Annotated in this window: 14 protein-coding genes; 6 read left to right on the top strand and 8 right to left on the bottom strand. The window is 71.2% G+C overall.

Annotated elements, in window-relative coordinates:
* Positions 1 to 168: 168 nt before the first annotated feature.
* Together ACSHV8_RS27200 and ACSHV8_RS27195 are read right to left on the bottom strand one after the other, a co-directional pair.
* Positions 169 to 927 carry an ABC transporter permease gene (locus ACSHV8_RS27200; RefSeq protein WP_436519993.1) on the bottom strand — a complete coding sequence of 253 codons (759 nt, stop codon included), beginning with the start codon at positions 925 to 927 and terminating at the stop codon, positions 169 to 171.
* The gene (locus ACSHV8_RS27195) at positions 924 to 1,811 is read right to left on the bottom strand and encodes an ABC transporter ATP-binding protein (RefSeq protein WP_436519991.1); all 888 of its coding nucleotides are present in this window, start codon (positions 1,809 to 1,811) and stop codon (positions 924 to 926) included. The genes ACSHV8_RS27200 and ACSHV8_RS27195 overlap by 4 nt, the downstream gene beginning before the upstream one ends.
* A 132-nt stretch (positions 1,812 to 1,943) precedes the next feature.
* On the opposite strand from ACSHV8_RS27195, the gene ACSHV8_RS27190 reads away from it, so the two are divergent.
* Positions 1,944 to 3,179, top strand: coding sequence for a sensor histidine kinase (locus ACSHV8_RS27190; RefSeq protein ID WP_436519989.1), 1,236 nt, complete (start codon positions 1,944 to 1,946; stop codon positions 3,177 to 3,179).
* Complete coding sequence (locus tag ACSHV8_RS27185) at positions 3,176 to 3,829, top strand: response regulator (RefSeq protein ID WP_436519987.1); 654 nt, start codon at positions 3,176 to 3,178, stop codon at positions 3,827 to 3,829. Before ACSHV8_RS27190 ends, ACSHV8_RS27185 begins: the two co-directional genes overlap by 4 nt.
* 1,027 nt (positions 3,830 to 4,856) lie before the next feature.
* Here ACSHV8_RS27185 and ACSHV8_RS27180 read toward each other — a convergent pair.
* Positions 4,857 to 5,120: a hypothetical protein gene (locus ACSHV8_RS27180; RefSeq protein WP_436519985.1), complete on the bottom strand. Its 264-nt coding sequence runs from the start codon at positions 5,118 to 5,120 to the stop codon at positions 4,857 to 4,859.
* 108 nt (positions 5,121 to 5,228) lie between these two features.
* On the opposite strand from ACSHV8_RS27180, the gene ACSHV8_RS27175 reads away from it, so the two are divergent.
* Entirely contained in the window at positions 5,229 to 7,031 is a 1,803-nt protein-coding gene (locus ACSHV8_RS27175) for an APC family permease (RefSeq protein WP_436519984.1), read from the top strand.
* Between the two features lie 147 nt (positions 7,032 to 7,178).
* Positions 7,179 to 7,538 (top strand): hypothetical protein, encoded by a 360-nt coding sequence (locus tag ACSHV8_RS27170; RefSeq protein WP_436519982.1) that lies wholly within the window; start codon positions 7,179 to 7,181, stop codon positions 7,536 to 7,538.
* A 33-nt stretch (positions 7,539 to 7,571) separates the two neighbouring features.
* On the opposite strand, the gene ACSHV8_RS27165 is transcribed toward ACSHV8_RS27170, so the two are convergent.
* Positions 7,572 to 8,807 (bottom strand): dipeptidase, encoded by a 1,236-nt coding sequence (locus ACSHV8_RS27165; protein ID WP_436519980.1) that lies wholly within the window; start codon positions 8,805 to 8,807, stop codon positions 7,572 to 7,574.
* A 204-nt stretch (positions 8,808 to 9,011) separates the two neighbouring features.
* Here ACSHV8_RS27165 and ACSHV8_RS27160 point away from each other — a divergent pair, with 204 nt between their 5' ends.
* Complete coding sequence (locus ACSHV8_RS27160) at positions 9,012 to 10,055, top strand: glycoside hydrolase family 26 protein (protein WP_436519978.1); 1,044 nt, start codon at positions 9,012 to 9,014, stop codon at positions 10,053 to 10,055.
* Positions 10,056 to 10,196: 141 nt separating this feature from the next.
* Here ACSHV8_RS27160 and ACSHV8_RS27155 read toward each other — a convergent pair whose 3' ends face one another.
* Positions 10,197 to 10,766: a TetR/AcrR family transcriptional regulator gene (locus ACSHV8_RS27155; protein ID WP_436519976.1), complete on the bottom strand. Its 570-nt coding sequence runs from the start codon at positions 10,764 to 10,766 to the stop codon at positions 10,197 to 10,199.
* A gap of 232 nt (positions 10,767 to 10,998) precedes the next feature.
* On the opposite strand from ACSHV8_RS27155, the gene ACSHV8_RS27150 reads away from it, so the two are divergent.
* Positions 10,999 to 11,943, top strand: a complete 945-nt coding sequence (locus tag ACSHV8_RS27150) for an SDR family NAD(P)-dependent oxidoreductase (protein WP_436519974.1) — start codon at positions 10,999 to 11,001, stop codon at positions 11,941 to 11,943.
* A gap of 433 nt (positions 11,944 to 12,376) precedes the next feature.
* Here ACSHV8_RS27150 and ACSHV8_RS27145 read toward each other — a convergent pair whose 3' ends face one another.
* The 3 genes from ACSHV8_RS27145 to ACSHV8_RS27135 all read right to left on the bottom strand — a co-directional run bounded on the left by ACSHV8_RS27145 (position 12,377) and on the right by ACSHV8_RS27135 (position 18,633).
* Positions 12,377 to 15,094: a DUF7824 domain-containing protein gene (locus ACSHV8_RS27145; protein ID WP_436519972.1), complete on the bottom strand. Its 2,718-nt coding sequence runs from the start codon at positions 15,092 to 15,094 to the stop codon at positions 12,377 to 12,379.
* Positions 15,091 to 16,431, bottom strand: a complete 1,341-nt coding sequence (locus ACSHV8_RS27140) for an SWIM zinc finger family protein (RefSeq protein ID WP_436519970.1) — start codon at positions 16,429 to 16,431, stop codon at positions 15,091 to 15,093. The genes ACSHV8_RS27145 and ACSHV8_RS27140 overlap by 4 nt, the downstream gene beginning before the upstream one ends.
* 210 nt (positions 16,432 to 16,641) lie before the next feature.
* On the bottom strand, positions 16,642 to 18,633 hold the full coding sequence (locus ACSHV8_RS27135; RefSeq protein ID WP_436519968.1) for an ArnT family glycosyltransferase: 1,992 nt from the start codon (positions 18,631 to 18,633) through the stop codon (positions 16,642 to 16,644).
* Positions 18,634 to 18,710 lie beyond the last annotated feature (77 nt).

Raw genomic sequence — 18,710 nt, 5'->3', positions numbered from 1 at the left:
GTGCGAATGACCTCAACACGCGCAGTCGATCATGAACCATCCGCCCGGCCTGCCAGCAGCCGTCTTTTGGACCGTCACCCAGGATGACATCCCTGGTCGTGGCCCCGCCGAAGGTACGGAAAGGACGGACGATTGCCGGGGCGCCGGACAGCCCGGCGCCCCGGCGAATCACGACACTTCGCGGCGCAACACCCGGACCGCCCCCGCGGCCAGCGGCAGCAGCACCCACACCGCGACCGAGACACCCAGCCGGGCATACTCGCCCGAGGTCATGCCGATCTCGGACAGCGGCGTCGTGGTCACGTTGATGTCCAGCCACTCCGAGGCCTGGTGCAAGCCCTTGATCATGCTGCCGAGCAGCGACCAGACCATCGGCAGCGCGAAGTAGAGCACGATCGCCAGCGGCGTGTTCTGCAGCAGCGCGCCGAACCCGACCCCCATCAGCACGAAGATGACCTCGAGCAGCAGGCCCTGCCAGACCAGCGAGCCGTCGACGTGCCAGGAACCGTCGCCCCCGATGCCCCGGCCGATCACGTTGGCGACGGCACTGAGCAGGGCGGTCGCCACGGTCGCGGCAATCGCGATGAGCGCACCGGCCCCGATCTTGGCGACCAGCACCCGGCCCCGCGCCGGGACCAGCGTGAACGTGGAGAGCGCGGTGCGCTGCGACCACTCGCTGGTCACCGAGAGCACGCCCAGCACGGGCAGCAGCACCGCGGACGGCAGCAGCCCGAACGAGAAGAACCCCTGGAACGTCATCTCCGAGTCCTCGGACCAGCCCAGGATGATCGCCGAGGTGCCGGCCGTGGCCAGGCCGATCACCAGCAGCAGCCAGAACCCGGCCCGGGTGTCGGCCAGTTTCCGCAGCTCCACCCAGGTCAGCCGGGAGAAGGGCAGCGACGTCCTCGTCATCGTGGTGGTCGTCATCGGTTGCCTCCGGTGCTGGTCAGACGCAGGAACATCTCCTCCAGGCCGCCGGCGCCGGCCGGCCGGACCTCCAGCAGCACCACCCCGGCCGCGGCGGCCGCGCGGGCCACCGTCTCCGGCTCGGCCGGCACCAGGATCGTGCCGTCGGCCGAGCGGGTGCCGGCCAGATCCAGCCGCTTGAGCACGGCGTCGAACTCGGCCGGATCGGCCGGGCGCACCACCGTGCCGGCGACGCTGAGCAGCTCGTTCTTGTCGCCCTGGGTGAGAATCCGGCCGCCGCCGATCATGACCAGCCGGTCGGCGACCGCCTCCACCTCGCGCAGCAGGTGCGAGGAGAGCAGCACCGTGCCGCCCCGATCGGCGAACTCCCGCAGCAGCCCGCGCATCCAGAAGATGCCCTCCGGGTCCAACCCGTTCGCCGGCTCGTCCAGGATCAGCACGGCCGGGTCGCCGAGCATCGCGTAGGCCAGACCGAGCCGCTGCCGCATGCCCAGCGAGTAGGCCCGCACCCGGCGTTTCGCGGCGGCGGCGTCCAGACCGACCTTGGCCAGCCTCTCCGGCACGCGGGCGGTGTCCAGACCCATGGTCAGGGCGGCCAGGGCCAGCGTCTCCCGGCCGGTGCGGCCGGCGTGCTGGGCCGACGCGTCGAGCAGCACGCCGACGTGGCGGCCCGGGTTGCCGAGCCGCCGGTAGGGCAGCCCGGCCACGGTGGCCGAGCCGGCCGTGGGCGGGGTCAGGCCGCAGATCATCCGCAGCGTGGTGGACTTCCCGGCGCCGTTCGGACCGAGGAAGCCGGTGACCGTGCCGGGTTCGCACGTGAACGACACGTCGTCGACGGCGCGCTGGTCGCCGTACCGTTTGGTGAGGTTCTCGACCGCAATCATGTTTCCCAGCTTCGATGTCGGGACCCGATCGTCGCTTCGGTCTTCGGTCGCTGACCACTAACCTTGGTATGAACCTCGATACCAACTTTGGTCGGTATCGGGGGCGGCCCGGCCGCTCGTAGAGTTCGGCGCATGGGTCACGTCGCATTCAGCTGGCTGTTGCCGGCCGCGCTGTCCGCCGAGCCGGACGCGCCGGCCCGGCGGTCCACCCGCGACTGGGTGATCGACAGCCTCTGCTTCGTGATCGGCTTCGGCTTCACCGTGCTGGCCACCCTGGATCTGCTCGGGCCCGATCCGACCCTGGTCCAGGAGTGGCACCCGACCCCGCACTGGCTGATCGTGGCCGACGGCGTGCTCAGCGGCATCGCCGGGATCGGGCTGTGGTGGCGCCGCCGCTTCCTGCTCCCCCTGGCGATCTACTGCCTGGTGCTGTCCGCGTTCAGCGTCGCCGGTGCCTTCACCATGTTCATCGTTCTGCTCACGGTCGCCGTGCACTGCCGCTTCGTGGTGCTGGCGGCCTATGCGACCGGCACCGTCCTGACCAATGTGATCTTCGCGCTGGCCCGGCCCGACCAGGAGACCGGCCTGTGGGAGACGCTCGGCTGGGGCATCGCCATCGTCGTGATCATCGCGCTGTGGGGCATGGTCGTCCGCGCCCGCCGCGAGCTGGTCGTCTCCTGGCGCGACCGGGCCGCCCGGGCCGAGGCCGAGCAGCGCCTGCGCGTCGAGCAGGCCCGCGTGCTCGAACGCACCCGCATCGCCCGCGAGATGCACGACGTCCTCGCCCACCGGATCTCCCTGCTCAGCCTGCACGCCGGTGCGCTGGAGTTCCGCCCGGACGCCCCGCCGGAGGAGATCGCCGGGGCGGCCTCGGTGGTCCGGTCGACCGCCCACCAGGCGCTGCAGGACCTCCGTGCGGTGATCGGCGTGCTGCGCACCGGCCAGCCCGGCGCCGACCCCGGCCCGGAGCGGCCGCAGCCGACGTTGAGCGCGCTGCCCGACCTGGTCGAGGAGGCCCGGGCGGCCGGCGACAAGGTGACCCTCGACGTCGCCGTCGACCTGGGGGAGGTGCCGGCCGGCATCGGCCGCACGGCGTACCGGATCGTCCAGGAAGGCCTGACCAACGCGCGCAAGCACGTACCCGGCGCGATCGTCCGGGTCCGCCTCGGCGGCGCCTCCGGCGCCGGCCTCACCATCGAGGTGGCCAACCCGCTGCCACTCGCGGTTCCATCAAGACCCATTCCCGGTACGGGCGTGGGCCTGGTCGGCCTCACTGAACGCGCCACGCTGGCCGGCGGCCGCCTCAGCCACGGTCCCGCCGCCGGCGACTTCCGCCTTGAGGCGTGGCTCCCCTGGGAGGAATCATGAGCGCGGTCCGAGTCCTGATCGTCGACGACGACCCGCTGGTCCGGGCCGGCCTGTCCATGATCCTCAGCGGCGCCGACGACGTACGCGTCGTGGGCGAGGCGAGCGACGGCGGCGAGGTCCCGTCCGCGGTCGCCGCACACCGTCCCGACGTCGTGCTGATGGACATCCGAATGCCCGGCATCGACGGCCTGACCGCCACCGAAACCCTGCGCCGCCGGCCGGACGCCCCCGAGGTGCTGGTCCTGACCACGTTCGACGCCGACGAGTTCGTGCTGCGCGCCCTCCGAGCCGGCGCCGCCGGTTTCCTGCTCAAGGACACCCCACCCGCACAGATCCGCGCCGCCGTCCTACGCGTCGCGGCCGGCGAGGCCACCCTGTCCCCGAGCGTCACCCGGCAGCTCATCACCCACGTCACCGCCACCCCACAACCCGACCGCGGCCAAGCCGGCCAACGGCTGGACCGTCTGAGCACCCGCGAGTTGGACGTTGCCCTGGCCGTCGCCCAGGGCAAGTCGAACGCGGAAATCTCCGCCGACCTGTTCATGTCAGTCGCAACCGTCAAGGCACACGTCTCACGGCTGCTCACCAAACTCAGCCTCAACAACCGAGTACAAATCGCCCTACTGGTACACGACGCCGGCCTGGCATGATTCCATCTCACGGCAGAAAAGGCGGATCACGCCCCCCGCACACAAAGAGAACAACATCAAAGGCCATAGAGCATATGTCGAAATAATTTGCCGTAACCTCAACCACAGAACGGTGACCCAAGCGCACCCGAAAGCGACACACTTCCTCAAGTGTCACCGTTACCATCACCACACGGTAACCACACTTAATCAATAACAACCCACCTGGACGTGGCGAGTGAGCCGGCGCCCTAGCTTCGACAGCACGGTTCGGCAACGATCGATGCCAACACGGGTAAGACGCCGCCCTGCGCTGCCCGGAAACCCTTGGTTGTCGCAAGGTCGGCGACACGGGAGACGGAACGCGCCGCCCGGCAACCGCCAGTCTTGAGGACTCCGGCCGCGAAACCAAACCACCAGACCGCGGAGCTGGCTCGGTTGGCTGGGCGAGAGCAGGCCGCGCCTTCGAAGAAGCAGGCGGCGACGCGGTAAGCGGCTCAGCCGAAGGGTCGGGTTGTGACACCGCGGGCCGTTGAGCCGGACCTGCAGTTTGTGAGACCAAGGACTCGCCGCGCAACGCCCGGGCAGCAGGCTGCGTAAGGGCGGTGTCAGGGTGCACGCGGGCATTTTCGGTGTAGGTCGGCCTGGCGCAACCACTCTCGCGCAGGCGGCGCAGCTTCTCGGCGTGGCGGCGCTTCAGCCCCCAATTCCGGCGGATCTGGTGCTCGCGGCGAAATTCTTCAGCCTCGGCAGAATAGTTCCGCGCCCGTGTCCGATCACGCATCGCGGCCGTTTCCGCCCGACCGAACAATGACAACTGCCCCATGGCTAAATTATCGCAAGCCCCAGCGCAACTATGTCAGTAGATGATCATGCCAAAATGGATCTGTCTGACTCTTCGAGGGGGCGGAGGCAGTTTTCGCGGCATGAATCTCGCGCCGGATCGCCGGATCGCCGGATCGCCGGACAGGTGGGCAATGAAATGGAAGGCAGCTCGCCGACGACCACATCAACCCTAGGAATGCCCGCCCCGACCAGACCCCAGGCGTCACTCGAAGAGCGAGTGATCCCCACCCTCGGCCCGGGCTCGCGCCCGCCGTCGGAACTGGATCACCACGATGTCCACCAGCGCGACCACCGCCCACCCGGCCAGCAGCCAGCCGGGCACGGTCCACCCCATCCGGAACAGCAGGATCGACAGGCCGACGCAGACCACCAGGCCGAAAGCGGCCAGAACGAGTCGGAGATTCAGCGGGGTGTACGGCTCCTCCACGGTGCCGCGGCGGCCGTGCGGCTGCGGGCCGATGGGCATACCGACGAATCTACTCGCGCGGGGCCGCCGGGAAACAAGCCGCCCCAAGATCAGTTAACTTCGATATCTTCGGCGTCTGGCACTGATCCGCTGTGGACAGGAGGCGCCGTGTCGCAAGCGGGGCTCACCGAGCAGAACTCGCGCAAACTCGGCACGTGGTCCGTGTTCGTCATCGCGGTTTCCGCGATGACGCCACTGACCGTGGTCGCCGGGGCGCTTCCCCTCGGCTACGGGGAGGTGAAAGAGAAGGGTATCCCGGTCGCATACGTGCTGGTCGCCGTCGTTCTGGCGATCTTCACGGTCGGCCTGACGGCGATGGCCCGGCACGTGCCGAACAGTGGCGCCTTCTATGCGTACGCGGCCAAGGGTCTGACCAGACCCGCCGGTGTCGGCACGGCGTTCATCGCGCTGCTGGCCTACAACGCGATGCAGATCGGCCTCTACGGTGCCTTCGGTGTGGCCGCCCACAACGCCGCGGCGATCTTCGGGTTGAAGATGTCGTGGATCGTCTGGGCGCTGCTCGGCTGGGCCCTGATCAGCTATCTGGGCCTGCGGCAGATCGATTTCAACGCTCGTATCCTGACCGTCCTGGTCTGCGCTGAAGTGCTGATCGTGCTGATTTTCGACGCGGTCATGGTCGGACATCCGGCTGACAACGGCCCGATCACGTTCACCACGCTGAACCCGGGGCTGATCGCCAGTGCGGGCGGGGTGTCGCTGCTGGTCGGCGCGGTCGCCGGCATGGTCGGTTTCGAGTCCCCGCTGGTCTACGCGGCCGAGGCGCGCGATCCGCGACGCACGGTGGCTCGGGCGATCTTCATGACGCTCGGCGTCGCCGCGATCGTCTACGGCGGCTCGGCCTGGGCGATGTCCGTCGTCGCCGGCCCGAATCGGATCATCGACGTCGCCGCGCAGTACCTCAACGATCTCTTCTTCGTCCTCCCGGATCCGTACCTGCCGACCGCGCTCGTCGACCTCGGCCGCATCTTCTTCGCGACCAGCCTGTTCGCCGCGATGCTGGCCTTCCACCACACCGTCGCGCGGTATGCGCTGACCGTCGCCCGCGAGGGCGTCCTCCCGCCGGCGCTGGCCCGCACCCGCGACGACGTGCCGGTCGCCGCCTCGATGAGCCAGTCCGGCCTCACCGTCGTCGTGCTGTTGATCTTTGCGGCGCTGGTCCTCAACCCGACCACCGACCTGTTCTTCTTCGGCACGGTCTCCGGCGGCCTCGGCGTTCTGGCCCTGATGACGATCGCCTCGATCGCGGTCGTCCGCTTCTTCCGCCGCGACACCCACGGCGAGACGACGTGGCGCCGCGCGGTCGCCCCGTGGATCTCCGCGGTCTTCCTGGTCCTGATGCTGCTGCTCTCGGTCGCTTTCTTCGGCGACCTCCTCGACTCGGACAATCCGATCAAGGTCTGGCTGCCGCCGCTCGCCTTCCTCGCGGTCTACCTCCTCGGCGTCTGGTGGGGCCGCCGCCTGCGCCGCAGCCAGCCGGCGGTCTATGCCGCGATCGGCACCGGCCTCCCCCCGGAAAACCCCACAAAAACCCTGAAAAACGCCGATTTTGTACGGCCGGAGTCCCGCCCCGAAACGACCATCCCGCCCGCCGCGGAACCCCCCACCAGCGCCGACTCCGCGCCCGCCGCCAGCGCCGAACCGTCACCGGCGGCGCCCGAACCTCCGGCCGGCACCGACTCCGCGGCCGGTGTCGACCCGTCGCCCGCGGTTGCGGAGCGGGCGAGTGCCAAGCCGGCGCCGGAGGCCGCGGATGACGACGGCCCGGTCACGCCGGCCGCTCCGACGGCGTCGGAGATCCCGGTGCAGCCCGGACCGGAGCGATCCAACGGTGCGTCCGTGACCCCGAAGGCGACCAAGCCGGAGGAGACGGAGAAGCCGCCGAAAGGTTAACTCAGAGTGACTTTCTGTGTGGCCTGAGTGGGGTGACGCACCCGCGTTCACCCCACGAGCGGCGCGGCGCTAATCTCTGACCCGGGTCCGGCGCAAGCCCCGGCGATTTGGATCACCTGGCTGCTGCGTTATCCGGAAACAAACCGTATGATCTCCATGTTCATGCGGTTCACGCCGTGGAACATCCGGCAGTTGTCGTTCAACCCAAGAAGTTTTACGGCAACCGGCCGCCCGATCCGTCGGCACCCCGGCATCCGAACCCAGCTGCCGGGCTCCGGCGGATCCGCGCTTTTCCGGCCCTCGTCCCGGGCCGGCGCCCTGGGCGGCGGCGAACGCACGTCGCCCAGGCTTGTCACCCAAAGTAACGTTCATGCCTTGCGGGCGGGAACCCCCGAACGCGACCCCGACCGTCGCCGCGGAAAGGCCGCGCCTGACGAAGGCGACAAAGTGCGACTGGCCGTCGCCGCAGGCGAGGCCGGGTCCGGCGACGGCGATGAGCGTGGCTGACGTCGCCGTGCGAGACGATGGGGACGAGGGCGATTAGGCGTCGCCGCGGGTGAGAGCCGCGTCCGGCGACGGCGAGGACGACGGTGACGTCGCCGCCGTGGGAGCGGAACCGGTCGCCGGCCACAGCGGCGAGGTCGCGTGCTGCTCGGTCTCGCGCATCACCCGCAGCACGTTGCGATGCGCCAGTTTGCGCAGGTCGCTGTCCGACCAGCCCCGGGCCTGCAGTTCCGCGAACAGGTTCGGGTAGCCGGCCACGTCGGTCAGCCCCACCGGCAGGTCCGAGGTTCCGTCGAAGTCGCCGCCAAGACCGACATGGTCGACCCCGGCCACGGCTCGGGCGTGTTCGACGTGGTCGGCGACGTCGGCGATGGTGGCGTCCGGGCGGGGGTTCGCTTCGAGCCACGGCTGGAATGCCGGTTCGGACGCGTGGTCGGCCGTCCGCGATTCCGGCGGCGAGTCCTCTCCGGCGCGCGGGCCGCGCGGCCAGTCGTGCTCGATCGGGGGCAGGCCGAGGCGTTCCCACTCGGCTTCCATGGCGTGGTACCACTCCAGCGCGGCGGTCGAGACGAAGTACGCGACGAACGGGATCTGCACCACCCCGCCGTTGGCCGGGACCCGTTCGAGCACGTCGTCGGGCACGTTGCGCGGGTGATCGGTGACCGCCCGCGCGCCCGAGTGGCTGAAGATCACCGGTGCGGCGGCCTCGTCGAGCGCGGCGTGCATCGTCTCGGTGGCGACGTGGGACAGGTCGACGAGCACGCCGATGCGCTGCATCTCCCGTACCAAAGCAAGCCCTTCGGCCGTCAGGCCGTGAACGGACGGCGGCGCGGCGGCCGAATCGGCCCAGGCCGTGTGATGGTTGTGGGTGAGCGTGACGTAGCGGACGCCGAGCCGCGCGAACGCCCGCAGTACGCCGGGGGAGCGGGCCAGGCAGTGGCCGCCCTCGATGCCGATCAGTGACGCGACGCGGCCGGCGGCGACGATCCGCTCGACGTCGTCGGCCGTGCAGGCGGCTTCGAGCGCGTCCGGGTACTCGGCGATCAGTCGGTGGACCACGTCGATCTGCTCCATGGTGTGCGTGACCGCCTCCGGTTCGGGCAGCGCCGACGGCACGTAGACGGACCAGAACTGGGCGCCGACCCCGCCCGCGCGCAGCCGGGGCAGGTCGGTCTGCAGGCCCGGCTGGTCCCGGTCGAGTCCGGTCACGCGCGATCCGAACGACTCGCGCAGCCGCATGGCCAGGTCATTGTGCCCGTCGAAGATCCACATTTGTCCTGGCTACTCCCGGCGCGCCCCGGAAGCAAGCGCCCGCGCCGTCCCGCTGCTCCCGGCCCGGAAAGCCGGCGTCCGCGAGCCCGGACGTCCGCAACCTTTCCGCACCGGCACGGGCACTTGGCGTGCACCCGTCGCCCTGGAATCTCTTTCCCATGCCCGGCGGGCAACACCGCTGGACAAACCGGGGGGTATTTGATTTTGAAGTCGACGCTGCGCAAGACCGTACTGACGATCACCGCTCTCGCCGCCGGCTTCGCCGGTGTAGTGACGGGGACGCCGGCACAGGCCGCTACGCAGGCTGCCGACGCGGGTTGCCGGACCGGCGCCAAGCTGGTCCCGACCTGTGGCGTTCTCTGGGGTGGGGCTGCTGGTGGATTCACCAGCGCGCCGCGTGACCAGGCGCTGAAGACCTGGGAGAGCGCCAGCGGCCGGACCGCGACGATCTTTCACCAGTACCACAAGGGCAACGAGCCGTTCCCGACCAGGGCCGAGATCGCGATGACCCAGGACACCGCGCACCCGCGTGTGCTGCTGGAGAACTGGAAGATCGCGTACGGCACGACGTGGGCGGCCGTCGCCGCGGGTCAGCAGGACCGGCGGATCGATGCGTTCGCGGCGCGGGCCAAGGCGTACGGGAAGAAGTTCTTCCTGGTCCTGAACCACGAGCCGGAGAACGACGTGATCCCGCGCGCCGGCTCGGGCATGCAGGCCAAGGACTTCGCGGCGATGTACCGCCACACGATCCTGCGCCTGCGCGCCCAGGGCGTGTCGAACGTGATCAACGTCGTCGCCTACATGGGCAACGAGAAGTGGATGGCGCAGTCCTGGTGGAAGGACCTCTACCCCGGTGACGACGTCGTCGACTGGATGGGTCTGGACTCGTACGTCTCGGTGGAGAAGGGCTACCACTACGGCACCTTCGCCTCGCTGCTGGACCGCAAGGCCAAGGGCGGCGCGCAGGGCTGGTACGACTGGGCGACCACCAAGCACGCCGGCAAGCCCGTCATGATCGCCGAGTGGGGCGCCTACCACCGGGTGGGCCGCGTCGCCGACAAGTCGTTCGTCTACAACAGCGTCGTCGACCAGCTCAAGCGGCGCCCGGCGATCAAGGCGATCGTGCACTTCGACACCAAGCACGACGACCAGGGCGACCGCGACATCAGCATCAACAGCTCCTCGGCCTCGCTCGCCGCTTTCCGCAGGCTGGCCGCCAACCCGATCTTCAACGTGAAGCTCGGCTGATCTTCAACCCTCCCCCTGAGGAAGCGCCGTCCGGGTCCCCCACCCGGGCGGCGTTTCCGTTTTCCCATCAAAATTCTTATTTGCGCGTACGGGCGGTGCCCGGTCCCCGGCACGGGAGTCGTGGCTCGCCCGCGTGTTGGCTCAGCTCGCCGGGCGCGGGCGGAGGCCGTCCAGCAACAGGTCGAGCAGGCGCAGCGCCTGTTCGCGGCGGGCCGGGTCGCTGATCGTCAGGGTGATCCCGCTCAACCCGGCGAGCACGTCCTCGGCCGGCACGTCATCGCGGATCGTGCCCGCCCGCACCCCCGCATCGAGCAGCCGCCCGACCGCGGTGAGCAGCATGTCCCGGCTGTGCGCGTACGGATTGCCGCCGGACGCGATCACCGCCCGCAACGCGTCGGCCATGCCGCGCTTGGTCACCATGTAGTCGACGAACAGGTCCATCCAACGGCGCAACGCCCGCTCCGGCGCGAGGTCGTCGATCAATCCGGGCACGGCCGCGCAGAGCCGGTCCAGCTCGTTGCGGTAGGCGGCCTCGACCAGCGCGTCCCGCGTCGGGAAGTGCCGGTAGAGCGTGCCGATCCCGACCCCGGCCGTCTTCGCGATCGACTCCAGCGGCGCGTCCGGACCGTCCTCGGAGAACGCCTTCACCGCGACTTCGAGCAGCCGTTCCCGATTGCGCCGGGCGTCGGCCCGCAGTACCCGCTCGGCCATCCGGGCCCCTTTCCTCGGCTTCGATTCTTCCCGCTCGCGTGCGTTCCTGTTTCTCCCGCCCGCGTGCGCCTCGTTCTTCCGCCTGCGTTGGTTCCCGTTCTTCCCGCGCCGTGTTTGTTCCCGGCGGCCGGTGTGGCGAGGCGGACATTGGTAAACGGAGGAACCTCCGATTACTGTCGGCGGTAGCGGAGGAACCTCCGTTTGAGCTTAGTTCGGATCGGGAGCAACGATCATGACGGACACCACACGCATCACCACGCCGTTCGGCGCGACGTCGACCGCGGCCGAAGTCGTCGCCGGCATCGACCTGACCGGCAAGCGCATCGTCGTCACCGGCGGCGCCTCCGGCATCGGCGTCGAAACCGCCCGCGCCCTGGCCGGCGCCGGAGCCGAGATCACCCTGGCCGTCCGCGACTCCGAGGCCGGCGAGCGCACCGCCGCCGACCTCACCGCGACCACCGGCAACAAGCAGATCTTCGTGGCCCGGCTCGACCTGGCCGACCTCGGCTCGGTCCGCGCGTTCGCCGCCGGGTGGGACGGGCCGCTGCACGTCCTGATCAACAACGCCGGTGTGATGGCCTCCCCGCTGACCCGCACCGACAAGGGCTGGGAGCTGCAGTTCGCCACCAACCACCTCGGGCACTTCGCCCTGGCCACCGGCCTGCTGGGCGCGCTCGAAGCGGCCGGCGGCGCCCGGATCGTCTCGGTCAGCTCCAGCGCCCACCTGCGCTCCGCGGTGATCTTCGACGACCTGATGTTCGACAACCGGGCGTACGACCCGTGGCTCGCCTACGGCCAGGCCAAAACCGCGAACGTCCTGTTCGCCGTCGAAGCCACCCGCCGCTGGGCCGACGCCGGCATCCACACGAACGCGCTGATGCCCGGCGGCATCCGCACCAACCTGCAGCGGTACGTCTCCGACGAGGAGCTGGACCGCATCCGCAAGGCCTCCGGCGGTGCCGCCCCGCAGTGGAAGACCACCGAGCAGGGCGCCGCCACGTCGGTCCTGCTCGCGGCGTCCCCACTGCTGGACGGCGTCGGCGGCCGCTACTTCGAGGACTGCAACGAGGCCGCCCCGAACGTGCCCGGCACCCGGACCGGCGTGGCCGCCCACGCCCTCGACCCGGAAGCCGCCGCCCACCTCTGGACGGTCTCCGAGTCCTTGATCGCCGGCTGACCCCAAGATCGAGCCACCCCCAAGATCGACTCGTGGAGGGGACCCGCCGCTCCCAAGGGGGGCCACCTCCACGGCTCGAATTGTCGTCGGCGAGCGCTGCTCCCGCCAGCGACCCTGTGGACAACCCGCCAGTGTGGACAACCACGACCACCTGGCCGGAGGCCATCACCGCAGGCCAGGCCCGGTTCGGCTCGTCTCGGCCCGGGCTCCCGCATAGCGCGCCGCATAAGCCAGGCCCGGCCTGGTCTGCCGCCCGGCCCGGGCCCCGCTCAGCGTGCCGCGCAAGCCCGGCCCGGCGTGGCCCGGCTCAGCGTGCCGCGCAAGCCCGGCCCGGCGTGGCCCGGCTCAGCGTGCCGCGCAAGCCCGGCCCCCGCTCAGCGCGCCGCGTAAGCCAGGCCCGGCCTGGTCTGCCGCCCGGCCCGGACGCTCGGGATCAGTGAGTCAGCACCGTCTGCAGACGCTTCGCCTCCTTCACCAGCCGGGTCGAGCCGGCCCGGCCCGCGACCTCGCCCAACCCCGCGATCTCGCTCCGGGCGTGGACCGCCCGGGCTACCTGCGTGGCCAGCTCCAGCACGTCGGGCAGCCCGTGCGGCGCCGCCGCCAGCAGGCTGGGCAGGGCCGTGACCAGCACTTCCCACAACGCGACCGACCCGCCCGCGCGGTGGATCTCGGCCAGGGCCGGGCCGACGCGGGACAGCTTGAGGACGCCGTCGGCGCCGAGGTCGCCCAGGGCGGCCCCGACGGCCGCCGCGAACGGTTCCGGCCGGGCGGCCAGGGTGAGGAACGCGTCGACGGCGGCGACCCGGTTCTCCTGGTGGCGGGCGCCGAGCCCGTAGGCGACGCCGTAGGACAGGGCCGGCCCGACCGGGCCGGAGCTCTCGGCGAGCAGCGGCAGCACCGCCGAGCCTTCGCGCTGTTCCTGGTCGGCCAGCGCGGCCAGTTCGGGCAGGACCCAGGCCGCGACCGCCTCCCGGTGGTGTGGCAGGACCATCGCGACCACGTCGCCGGTGTCGTGGAAGTCGCTCGGATAGCCCTCCGGGTGCACGCTCGGTACGACCGTGAGCAGTTGGCGTTCGAGGCGCAGACCTCCGTCGCGGGCCGGTTCCAGGATGGCCACGACCCGGCGCAGGCTGGGCGCCCAGTAGTCCCGGCCTTTGGTGTCCGGCGCCTGTTCGAAACGTCGGCTGACCGGGTCGGGCAGGCCGCCCCCGCTCAGCCATGCGGCGAACTGGCGACCGGCCGGTGAGGTCAGCCCGGCGGCCCCGGCGGTGACCGCGGGGTCGGCTTCCCGCGGCAGCCGCAGCAGGGCCTGCTCGAAGTCGACCGGCCACGGCTGCCAGCCCTCGGCCTCGGCCCGGCGCAGCCGTTCCAGCAGGACCGCCGGGTCGATGCTGCCGGTCACGTGGGTCGGCGTCGCCATGATCAGCGGAACCATCGTCCGGGTCAGCTGGGTCGCGGTCTCGGCGACCCGGAGCCCGAGAACACCGTCGGGGGTGGCCGCGAGCGCCGAGTCGTTGCCGCCGCGGCGTCCGCCCTGCCAAGCGGTGCGCACCGAGGTGATCAGCCACTCCCACAGGTTGGCCGAGCTGCCGGTGCCGGTGCGCGGCGCGTTGGCGGGCAGGTCCGGGCCGATGGCCGACCGGATCGCGACGCCCAGGTGCAGCAGCGGCTCGGTCCGGTTCCACGAGTTCTCGCCGAAGTCGCCGGTGTACCGGTCGAGCACCGGGCGCAGGGCCGCCCCGAGGACCTCCGCGCCCTCGGTGGCGTAGACCGAGACCAGCCCGGCCAGCACCCGCTCCCACCGGATCGCGGTCTCCTCGTGGCAGAGCGCGACCAGTTCCTCGGCGAGCTCGGGCGCGGTCGCGATCGGCGGCGGCATCTCGGCCGTCGGGGCGGCCGGCAGCAGTTCCGGAATCTGTTCCTCGGCCTCCGGGGTGGAGGTCCCGAACAGTTCGGCGGCCCGGGCCGGCAGGTCACCGGCGAGACCGGTGGATGCGTCGGCGATCCGGGTCAGGGTGTCCGGGTCGAGCCGGGCGACCTGCTTGCCGATCAGGGTCAGCGCGCGTTCCTGGACGTCGAGCGCGGGGTGGCCGAACGCGGCGGCGACCGTCTCCAGCACCTCGCCGGCACGCGCGGGCTCCCGGCGGGCTACTTTTTCGAGCCAGGCCAGCTGGGCCTTGACCAGTGTCTTCTCCTTGCGGACGAGGGTGGGCCCGCTGGTGTCGAGCAGGGTCTCCAGCTCCAGGCGGCCGGCGTCGTCGACCGCGCGCAGCGCCTTCTGCGCGACCGTGGCGACCGCGCCCGGCGCGTCGGGGAGCAGGCGCGCGTAATCCAGCGCGTGCGCGGTCAGCTCGTCCTCGTCGGGTGCCAGCGCGTCGTGCAGGAGCGTGAACGGGCGCAGCTCGTTGGGCTTGCCGCCGCGCAGCAGCCGGTCGACGGTCAGGTCCAGGATCGCCTTGCGTTCGAGGGTGCCCTCGCCGACCAGGTGCGCGATGACCTTGGGCATGGCCGGGGTGGAGTCCCACTCCTTGTTGGACGCGTCCCACGACAGGGCGGCCAGGTCGGTGCCGAGCCCGTTGAACTCGAACAGTCCCGGCAGCAGCGTGTCCCGGTGCGGGTCCTCCCGGAGCCGGATGCTGAGCGGCGCGACCGCGCCCCGGTGCCGGAACGGCGGCCGGAGCAGATGATCCAGCCAGGCGCGGACCACGCCCTCGGTGACCGGGGGCTCGGCGTCACCCTCGTTCAGCAGGGCGGACACGATCGGCCAGAGCTCGTCGTCGGCATCCCGGATCGGCAGCTTCTGGGCGAGCCGCACGCCCAGGTCGCCCAGCCAGGGCAGCTCGCGCAGGCGGGCGACCTCCAGGAACCGGGCCGGACCGACCTGGGCCCAGGTCTGCATGCTGGTGCGCTGCAGCAGCGCGGCGGCCCGGGCGGCGGTCGGCATGCAGCCGATGACGACCAGCGCGTAGCCGGGGTTCGGATTCTTCGACGCGCGCCACCACTCGTTGCGGTCCAGGCCCTTGATCGTGGTCTCGACCTCCGGCGCGAGCGCCAGGCGTTGTTCCTCGGTGGCGGCGGCCAGCCGCTTGACGATGCCCGGCAGGCCCTCGTTCCGGGCCCGGGCGTGCAGGTCGTCCCAGGTCAGGATCATGCCGACGCCTCGGCCTTCGCGATCGTCTCGGCGGTCTCGCCGGCGCGGGCCATCCGGACTGCGAGGACGTGTTTGCACGGGCCGCGCCCGCCGCGGTGTTTGGCCCACCACGGGCAGGTGCAGGACTGCGACTCGTGACGGACGTGATAGGTCTCGTCGCCGCTGACCACCACCGACACCTCGTCGCCCGGGGTCACCGCGCCGGCGCTGATCAGCGCGCGGGCGCCGGCCAGGCGGGGGTTCATCTTCTCGACGGCGTCCGCCGCGTAGGGCAGCGTGCGGTGGAAATAGCCGGCCTCGGCGACGTCGTAGCCCACCCGGCCGGCCGTGCCGAGCTGGGTGAGCGCGTCGCGGACCCGGGCCGCGTCCAGCCCCGAGGCGGTGGCCAGCGAGTCCACGTCGATCGTCGGATCCCACGAGAGCAGGGCGCTGACCAGGTCGGCGTCGTCGGCCACCTCGTCGGTGGCGAGGGACTCCAGGACCGCGCCCTCGCCGGAGAACCCGCGATAGGCCTCCGGCGACAGCGTCAGCGACAACCGCAGGGTCGGCATGCTCAGCTCCCAGGTGCTGGCCACCGGCTGGCTGCCGGCGGCCACGGCCGGGCCGAAGACGCGCAGGCCCGTCGCGTACCGAAGGAAGGGTTTCAAGGCCGCCAGCCGCCCGGCGCCGGGAAGGCAGACCGCGCCCGGCGCCGGCCGGGACGTGAAACGCAGCGTTCGGCCGGCCGGGACGGCCCAGAGGATCGACTTGTCGGTGGCCGGCAGCCGGTTGAACAGGGCGCGGGCCTCGGCGACGCCGATCTCGGCGCGCGGGTCGAAGCGGGCGGTGAGCACCTGGGCCTCGGCGAAACCGCGCAGCCAGCGGGACGGCAGCGGCACCTTCTTCTCCACCAGCGGGCCGTCGAACGTCGTCACCGTCAGGTCGTCCGGGCCGACCGCGACGTGCATCGGATCGGAGCGGCCGACCCGGGTCAGCGCCCGCTGCAGCGGCAGGTTGACGTCGACATTGGTGGTGCCGTGGGCGATGATCTCGCCGTCCAGCCCGCCGGGGAGCACGTCGAGCCGCGCGTAGACCCCGCAGCAGCCGGAGAACGACTCGAAGCGCAGCCGGTCCGAGCCGGCCGTGACCACCGGGTCGAGGCTGGCCGGGGGCAGCGGACGGAAATAGCGCGTGCGGGCGACCTCGGCCACGGCCAGCAGGCCGGTCGCCGCGGCGCCGGGCGAGGTCAGGAAGCCGGTGAAGAAACGGGGATGAGCGGCCGGGCCGCCGGAGGTCTGCAAGGTCAGGCCGTCGTCCAGAGTCGACGAACCGAGGTAGGAGTAAGCCGCGGTAACCATGCGCGAAAACCTAGAAGAGGGGTACGACAATTTCCCGCCCGCCCCGACGCCGCCGGTTCAAACAAGATCAAATCGGCATCGACGGTTCGGCGGCAGCCGGCTCGCGGTGAGCGCGAGGGCGGCCGGAGACGACCGGTGACGGCGCCCAAGGCGTGGGCCCCGCGACCGGGGGAGTCGCGGGGCCCACTGGTGCGAGGAGGAAAGTCGTTACTAGGCGGCCGTCAGGTCGTAGATCGTGGACCCGCCGACCGTGGTGGCCGTGTAGTTCGCGGCGACCCAGGTCGCGATCTGCGACGACTCCGTGGTGCCGCCGCCCTGGCCGCCACCGCCGCCCATCCCGCCGCCGGAGATGTAGTAGTGGATCTGGCCGGACTTCACGTACGCCTGGAACTGCGCCAGCGTGGGGGAGGGGTCGCTGCCGTTCCAGCCGCCCAGGGCGATCACCGAGGTGCCGGAGGCGAGCTCCAGGTCGGCCGCCGAGGTGGCGCCGCTGACCGCCGCCGCCCACTTGGTCGTGCTGGCCTTGAGCAGCGCCGTCAGTTCGCTGTTGCTGCTGCTCGCGCCGCCACGGCCGCCCATCCCGCCGCCACCGCCCGGTGCGCCGCCGGCCGCCGACGAGCTGTCGGTGGACGAGTCACCGGTGGTGGACTGCGACGAGTCCGTGGACGGCGTGGCGGACGAGGAGGTATCCGACGACGGCGCGGTCCCCGACGGTGCGTTTCCACGAGAACCGCCTCCACCGTCCGTACGGGAAAATCCGCCGCCGCCTGGACCACCGCCCATGCCGGAGCTTGCGGACGGCCCGGAGCTGGGAATGGAGCCCGTATGGGCGACCGTGACCGTCGCGGTCGCGTAAGCCGCGCTGCCCAGCCCGGTCGAGAGCACGCCGGCGACGATGCCGATCACGGCCAGCCGGCGCAGCTGGGCCGCGGGGGCGATCAGCGCGAGAGCGGCGACGATTCCGGCGGCCAGCGCCACCCAGCGCAGGGCCGGCTCCCAGTCGGTGCGTCCGAGCAGCACGAAGCCCCAGCCGGCGGTGGCCAGGATCATGCCGGCGAGCACGATCCGGGCCCAGATCTGCGCCTTGTAGAGCCAGAGGACGCGGGCGCCGATGCCGACGAGTGCGGCGATCGAGGGAGCCAGGGCGATCGTGTAGTACGGGTGGATCGTGCCGCTCATGTACGAGAACGTCACGCCGGTGACCAGCAGCCAGCCGCCCCAGAGCAGCATGCCGGCGCGGGCCCGGTCGGTCCGCGGCGCCGTCCAGGTCACCGCGAGCACCGCCACCAGGGCGATCAGCGCGGCCGGCAGCAGCCAGGAGATCTCGGTGCCCATCGACTCGCCGAAGAGCCGGCCGATCCCGGTCGCCCCGCCGAATCCGACGTTACCCCCGCCACCTCCGCCGCCGCCGTTCCCGGAGCCGCCGAGGATCCGGCCCAGGCCGTTGTAGCCGACCGCGAGTTCCCACAGCGTGTTGTTGGTCGAGCCGGCGATATAGGGCCGCGACGACGCCGGCCAGAGTGAGACGAGCGCGATGAACCAGCCGGCCGAGACGACCAGGGCCAGGCCGGACAGCAGCAGATGCTTGATCCGCTTGCCGATCGTGGTCGGCGCGGCGACCAGGTAGACCAGCGCCATCGCGGGCAGCACCAGGAACGCCTGCATCATCTTGGTCAGGAAGCCGAAGCCGAGCAGCACCCCGGTCAGCGCCAGCCATTTGGGGCTGGCCTTCTCGGTGGCGCGGACCGTCGTGTACGCGGCCGCGGTCATCAGCAGCACCAGCAGCGCGTCCGGGTTGTCGTAGCGGAACATCAGCACGGCGACCGGGGTCAGGGCCAGCGCCGCGCCGGCCATCAGACCGGCGGCCTGCCCGAACCAGCGTTTCACGGCCAGATAGAGCAGCCACACGCTGGCCACGCCCATCAGCGCCTGCGGGGCCAGGATCGCCCAGCTGTTCACCCCGAAGATGCGCGCGGACAGGCCCATGACCCACATCGCGGCGGGCGGCTTGTCCACGGTGATCGCGTTGCCCGCGTCCAGCGAGCCGAACAGCCAGGCCTTCCAGCTCTGCGCGCCGGCCTGTGCGGCGGCGGCGTAGAAACTGTTGCCCCATCCCGATTCGCTGAGATTCCAAAGGTACAGAACCGCCGTTGACAGCAGGAGCATGACCAAGGGGACACGCTGGCGGATGGTCGTCGTCATGGGACTAACCTCGTGGGCGGGGCTACGGCAGCCCTGTGATCAATCTGTGGGCTGCCTATGAGACCTAGATCGCCCGC

The sequence above is a fragment of the Actinoplanes sp. HUAS TT8 genome (genome assembly GCF_051380535.1).
Classification (GTDB): domain Bacteria; phylum Actinomycetota; class Actinomycetes; order Mycobacteriales; family Micromonosporaceae; genus Actinoplanes.
The sequence above is the reverse complement of the archived record's forward strand: the minus strand, read 5'-3'. Positions and strand labels throughout refer to the sequence as shown.